5 protein-coding genes and 1 tRNA gene are annotated in these 6,306 nt (G+C 63.0%); 4 read left to right on the top strand and 2 right to left on the bottom strand.

The features are described 5' to 3' along the window. Positions 1-216: 216 nt before the first annotated feature. From NKH38_RS24690 to NKH38_RS24680, 3 genes are read left to right on the top strand one after another with little or no spacing between them, the layout of a single operon-like run. A complete protein-coding gene (locus NKH38_RS24690) occupies positions 217-1,140 on the top strand; it encodes an ABC transporter permease subunit (RefSeq protein WP_023684574.1) in 924 nt (307 codons plus the stop codon). Positions 1,141-1,149: 9 nt separating this feature from the next. Further along, positions 1,150-2,277: an ABC transporter permease gene (locus NKH38_RS24685; protein ID WP_023670736.1), complete on the top strand. Its 1,128-nt coding sequence runs from the start codon at positions 1,150-1,152 to the stop codon at positions 2,275-2,277. A 47-nt stretch (positions 2,278-2,324) separates the two neighbouring features. Then, positions 2,325-3,944, top strand: a complete 1,620-nt coding sequence (locus NKH38_RS24680; RefSeq protein WP_023687204.1) for an ABC transporter ATP-binding protein — start codon at positions 2,325-2,327, stop codon at positions 3,942-3,944. Positions 3,945-3,986: 42 nt separating this feature from the next. On the opposite strand, the gene NKH38_RS24675 is transcribed toward NKH38_RS24680, so the two are convergent. Both NKH38_RS24675 and NKH38_RS24670 read right to left on the bottom strand, forming a co-directional pair. After that, the gene (locus NKH38_RS24675; protein WP_245262528.1) at positions 3,987-4,292 is read right to left on the bottom strand and encodes a hypothetical protein; all 306 of its coding nucleotides are present in this window, start codon (positions 4,290-4,292) and stop codon (positions 3,987-3,989) included. Positions 4,293-4,500: 208 nt separating this feature from the next. Further along, a tRNA-Pro gene (locus NKH38_RS24670) sits at positions 4,501-4,577 on the bottom strand. A gap of 199 nt (positions 4,578-4,776) precedes the next feature. Here NKH38_RS24670 and NKH38_RS24665 point away from each other — a divergent pair. Beyond that, complete coding sequence (locus tag NKH38_RS24665) at positions 4,777-6,297, top strand: phosphomannomutase/phosphoglucomutase (protein ID WP_352763900.1); 1,521 nt, start codon at positions 4,777-4,779, stop codon at positions 6,295-6,297. Positions 6,298-6,306 lie beyond the last annotated feature (9 nt).

The raw sequence follows: 6,306 nt of genomic DNA, 5'->3' as shown, positions 1-6,306 counted from the left end.
CCACCCCCCCCCCCCGCGCCCCCCGCCACCCCCACCACTAATCCCCCTCGCCCCCGCCCCCCCCGCCCCCCCCGGCCCCCCCCCCGGACTGGTCGGTCATCGCACCGGTCCGAAAGTCGTGGTCGATTTTCGGCAAGCCCGGTGCGAAGATTTGGCGCCGGAGCGTGGCAATGCGTCCGCATGGACGTATGTCGCTCTGGCCGAAGCGGGGCGCCGATGCTGCGATACATCTTACGGCGGCTTCTGACCGCCATTCCGACGCTATTCGTCATCGTGACCATGGCGTTCTTCCTGATACGCGTCGCACCGGGCGGCCCCTTCAATCAGGAGCGGGGCCTCAGTCCCGAGATCAGGGCCAATCTGGAAGCACAGTTCGGCCTCGACGATCCGCTCTGGCTGCAATATGCCCACTATCTCGGCAATCTTCTGCGCGGCAATTTCGGGCCGAGCTACAATTTGCCTGACTTCACCGTCACCGAACTGTTTGCCAAGGGGCTGCCGATATCGGTCCAGCTCGGCACCTCGGCGCTGATCCTGGCGCTGCTGCTTGGTTCGGTGCTCGGCACCATCGCCGCGCTCAACCAGAACAAGCTTGGCGACTATACGGTGATTGCGCTGGCGACCGCCGGCAGCACTATCCCCACCTTCGTCATCGCTCCTGTGATTCAGCTGGTGTTCGGATTGACCTGGAAGCTGTTGCCGATCGGCGGCTGGGGTGATGGCGCATTGATCAACAAGATCGGCCCGGTGCTGACGCTGGCCTTGCCGCAGATCGCCATCGTTGCCCGCCTGATGCGCGGGTCGATGATCGAGAGCTTGCGTTCGCATCATATCCGAACGGCGCGTGCGCTCGGCCTCTCCGACTGGTCGGTGGTGGTCAAGCACGCGCTGCGCGGCGCCATCCTGCCGATCGTTTCCTTCACCGGCCCCGCAGCCGCGGCGCTGCTCACCGGTTCGGTCATCGTCGAGACCATCTTCTCCATTCCCGGTGTCGGCCGTTATTTCGTCGATGCCGCGCTCAACCGCGACTACACGCTGGTGATGGGGACCGTGGTGGTGATCGCGCTCTTCACCATCGTCTTCAACCTGATCGTCGACGTCATGTACGCGGTCGTCGACCCGAGGGTACGCTATGACTGAGGGTGCGCTATGACTGACATCACAGCCGCCGCCGCTCCGCCGGCCGTCGTCGGCCGCTCGCTCTGGGGCGACGCATGGGCGCGCCTCAAAGCCAACCGCGCCGCCATGTTCAGCCTCTATTACCTGGCCTTCATTGGCGTCATCAGCATCTTCGGCCCCTGGTTCGTGCCGCATCAGTACACCACCATCTATGCCGACTATGTGCGCACGCCGCCAAGCTTTTCAGCCTATCCGAAGCCCGACATGATCGAGACGGCGCTCAAGGATGCCATCAAGCGCATGCGCGTCGACATCAAGGAGTGGAAACTGGACGGCAGTCGCGTCACCGTCACCGTCACCTCGACCAAACCGATCGACGACCGCAACATCCGCTATCTTGACCGCTCCGATGCCTTCGACGATACCAAGATAGAGAGCAAATCGGCCGACGGGCTCGAATTGACTATGACTGCGTCGGTCAAACAGCAGTACTTCCTGTTCGGCACCGACAACACCGGTCGCGATCTTCTCTCGCGAACGCTGATGGCAGGGCGCATCTCGCTGGCCATCGGCCTGCTTGCCGGCATTGTCGCCGTGGTCATCGGCGTCCTCTACGGGGCGGCGGCCGGCTTTTCCGGCGGCAAGATCGACGAGGTGATGATGCGCATCGTCGACGTGCTCTATTCCTTGCCCTTCATTTTCTTTGTCATCATGCTGGTGGTGTTCTTCGGCCGCAATTTCGTGCTGATGTTCCTGGCGGTCGGGGCGGTGCTGTGGCTCGACATGGCGCGCATCGTGCGCGGCCAGGCGCTGTCGATCCGGCGGCAGGAGTATGTCCAGGCGGCCGAAGCCATGGGCGTCGGCCAGCGCGGCATCCTGCTGCGCCATGTCATCCCCAATCTGCTCGGACCAGTGGTGATCTACATGACGCTGCTGGTGCCGCAGGTCATCATCCTGGAAAGTTTCCTGTCCTTCCTCGGCCTTGGCGTGCAGGAACCGATGACCAGCTGGGGCGTGCTCATCTCCGTCGGCGCCAAGAACATCGGCACCGCCAACTGGCTGCTTTTGTTCCCCGCCTTCTTCCTCGTGTCGACGCTGTTTGCACTGAACTTCGTCGGCGACGGCCTGCGCGACGCGCTCGATCCGAGAGACCGATGAAGATGGGACCGATAAAGATGGGGACCGATAAGATGGGGACCGTTGCGATGGAAACGCCCGAAACGATCCTCAGCGTCAAGGACCTTCGCGTCCGCTTCCGCACGCTCGACGGCGCGGTCGAAGCGGTCAAGGGCATCAACATCCACGTCAAGGCAGGTGAAACCGTTGCCGTGGTCGGCGAATCCGGATCCGGCAAGAGCCAGACCATGATGGCGGCGATGAGCCTGCTGGCGTCCAACGGCGAGGCGACGGGTCACGTCGATTATCGCGGCCGCAACCTTTTGACCATGAGCAAGCCCGACCTCAACAAGGTGCGCGGCGCCAAGATCAGCATGATCTTCCAGGAGCCGATGACCTCGCTCGATCCGCTCTATTCGATCGGCAACCAGCTTATCGAACCGATCCGCAAGCACCGCGGGCTGAACGCAGCCGAGGCACGGAACGAGGCGCTCAAGTTGCTCAGGCTGGTGCATATCCCCGATCCCGAGCGGCGGATGAAATCCTATCCGCACGAAATGTCGGGTGGCCAGCGCCAGCGCGTCATGATCGCCATGGCATTGGCCAACGACCCCGACATCCTGATCGCCGACGAGCCGACGACGGCGCTCGACGTCACCATCCAGGCGCAGATCCTGGTGCTGCTCGCCGAACTGCAGCGCAAGCTCGGCATGGCCATCGTCTTTATCACCCACGATCTCGGCATCGTCCGGCGCTTTGCCGACCGCGTCTATGTCATGCGCTATGGCGAGGTGGTCGAGGAAGGCGAGGCGGAAGCACTTTTCGCCAACCCGCAGCATGCCTATACCAAAATGCTGCTGGCCGCCGAACCGACCGGCACCAAGGCGGCGCCGCCGCCCAGCGCTCCTGTGCTGCTGGAGGGCCGCAATGTCGAAGTGACCTTCAAGATCGGCGGCGGCTTCCTTGCCGGCGAACCGCTGCTGCTACGCGCCGTCGATCACATTTCGATCCGGCTGAAGCGCAACCAGACCATCGGTATAGTCGGCGAATCCGGTTCGGGAAAATCGACGCTCGGCCGCGCACTTCTGCGCCTGTTGCCCAGCGACGGTGTCATCCGCTTCGGCGACCGCGACATCTCCACCGCCGACCGCCAGGCGATGCGGCCGCTGCGGCGGGAGATGCAACTCGTCTTCCAGGATCCGTTCGGCTCGCTGTCGCCGCGCATGACCGTCGGCCAGATCATCACCGAAGGGCTTCTGGTGCATGAGCCGAACCTGTCAGGCAAGCAACGCGATCAGCGCGCCGTCGAGGCTTTGCTCGAGGTCGGACTCGATCCCAACGCACGCAACCGCTACCCGCACGAATTCTCCGGCGGCCAGCGCCAGCGCATCGCCATCGCGCGTGCCGTGATCCTGAAGCCTAAACTGGTGGTGCTGGACGAGCCGACTTCGGCGCTCGACCGCTCGGTGCAGAAGCAGATCGTCGAATTGCTGCGCAAGCTGCAGGCCGACCACGAACTGTCCTACCTCTTCATCAGCCACGATCTCTCCGTGGTGCGCGCCATGGCCGACTACATCATCGTCATGAGGCAGGGCAAGATCGTCGAGGAAGGGCCGACGGAAGAGATCTTCAGCAACCCGAAGGCGGCCTACACGCAGACGCTGATGGCTGCGGCAATCGATGTGACCCGGTTCCGGTTGAGTGCTTGAGATAGTCGCGTGAGGTTAATCAACAGGGCAGGGCCGAATCGCTCAGCCCGCTGACCTGGGGCATCGGCTGGTCCTCGTGGCGACAATGGCCGCCTCGCGCTCTTTCAGCCGTTCGATCCTGGCCGTCTCGCGGTTGGCGACGGCGCTCTTGACGCGTGCCCCGCCGAGCAGCCAGTTCGGCACGCTGGTGTTGGTGACCTTGCCGCGGGTGATGGCGGTCTGCGAGATTTCGCGCGCGGTATCGCCCACCGCATTGTTGAGCTCGGCGCATGTCATGCGGTCGTATTTCGCCGGGTTGACCGCGCTGCCCAGCGATGAGCAGCCTGCCATCAGGAAAAGAACAAGCATCGCTGACAGCCGGCCTGCGCTTGAAATAAACAAATTCATCTTCCGCAAACCTCGTTCCGGGCCGCTGTCTCGGCGGCATTCCTATTATCGAGTTAGCGCGGATGGTTGTCGCGTCAAAACACCATGCTGACAGCGACGCCGACGCGGCCGGTTTGCATCAAGCTATCTTGTGGGTCGGGAGAACAAACACCTAAGTGTCTGTTTTTTCTGGTCGGAGTGGCAGGATTTGAACCTGCGACCCCCTCGTCCCGAACGAGGTGCGCTACCAGGCTGCGCTACACTCCGTGACCAGACCGCGGGCTTATAGCTGCCGCATACCGTTCCTGCAAGCGGCAATGGCAGCGCTTCTGTCGCATTTCGTTGGCTTTCGTTGGGCATTGCCGCAAAGCTTGGCTTTCCTCCCGGGATAAACCCGGCTTAAAGCCTTGTGTGCTAAGTCGCAGCCTCGATAGATCGTGTTTTCGCCATCTGGAGCTTTGCTGCCTTGCCCCTGAAAATCGTAGGCGACGCCCGGCCCAACAGCTTCGAATTCGAAACCGAAGCGCTGATCAAGGCGTCCGGCTTTCGCGAATACGACGCGCGCTGGTGGTTTGGCCATGCCGGTTCGACGCAACCGCCGGACCTGAACCTGATCGGCGTCCAAGCGTTGGGCATGGGCCTGGGCACCTTGATCCGCCGTCTTGGCGCGGGTCCCGACATCGTCACCGGGCATGATTTCCGTTCCTATTCGCTTGCCATCAAGCTGGCGCTGGTTTCCGGCCTGATGGCTGCGGGCGCAAAGGTGAAAGACATTGGCCTGGCGCTGTCGCCCATGGCCTATTTCGCCCAGTTCGCGCTCGACGCGGCATCCGTCGCCATGGTCACGGCATCGCACAACGATAATGGCTGGACCGGAGTCAAGATGGGTGCGGCGAGGCCGCTGACCTTCGGACCAGAGGAGATGAGCGCACTGAAACAGATCGTGCTGTCGAGCGACTTCGATCTCGCCGGCGGCGGCTGCTACGATTTCGTCGCCGGTTTTCGCGAGACCTATCTCGACGACCTGACTCAGGACAAGCGCATCGCGCGCAAGATCAGGGTTGTGGCGGCTTGCGGCAACGGCACCGCCGGCGCCTTCGCGCCGCAGGCGCTGGAGCGCATCGGCTGCGAGGTGATCCCGCTCGATGTCGAGCTCGACCACAGTTTTCCGCGCTATAACCCGAACCCGGAAGACATGCAGATGCTGCATGCCATCCGCGACAAGGTGCTGGAGACCGGCGCCGATGTCGGGCTGGGCTTCGACGGCGACGGCGACCGTTGCGGCGTGGTCGACAATGAGGGCAACGAGATCTTCGCCGACAAGGTCGGCGTCATGCTCGCGCGCGATATCTCCAGCCAGCATCCCGGCTCGACCTTCGTCGTCGATGTCAAATCGACCGGCCTGTTCAACACCGACAGCGTGCTCAAAGCCAATGGCGCGGTCACCGACTACTGGAAGACCGGCCACTCCTACATCAAGCGCCGCGTTGCCGAGCTTGGCGCCGTCGCAGGCTTCGAAAAATCTGGTCATTTCTTCTTCAACCCGCCGATCGGCCGCGGCTATGATGACGGTCTCGTCACGGCAATAGCCATTTGTGAGATGCTCGACCGCAACCCCAGAAATTCGATGGCCGATCTCTATCGCGCGCTGCCGCTGACCTTCGGCACGCCGACCATGTCCCCGCATTGCGCCGACGATGTGAAATACGGCGTGGCCGATCGGGTGGTGGCGGACTTCCAGGCGATGCAGCGCGCCGGCAAGGCTTTTGCCGGCCAGAAGATCGCCGAGCTGATCACCGTCAACGGCGTGCGCATCGTGGCCGAAGATGGCACCTGGGGCTTGGTACGGGCGTCGTCGAACAAGCCGGAGCTTGTCGTGGTTGTCGAAAGCCCGGTATCGTCCGACCGCCGCCGGCAGATGTTCGAGGCGGTCGACGCCGTGCTGCGCCGCAGCCCCGAAGTCGGCGCTTACAACCAGACGTTCTGATTGGACCTT

It is taken from the genome of Mesorhizobium sp. M1078, assembly GCF_040318615.1.
GTDB lineage: Bacteria > Pseudomonadota > Alphaproteobacteria > Rhizobiales > Rhizobiaceae > Mesorhizobium.
The sequence above is the reverse complement of the archived record's forward strand: the minus strand, read 5'-3'. Positions and strand labels throughout refer to the sequence as shown.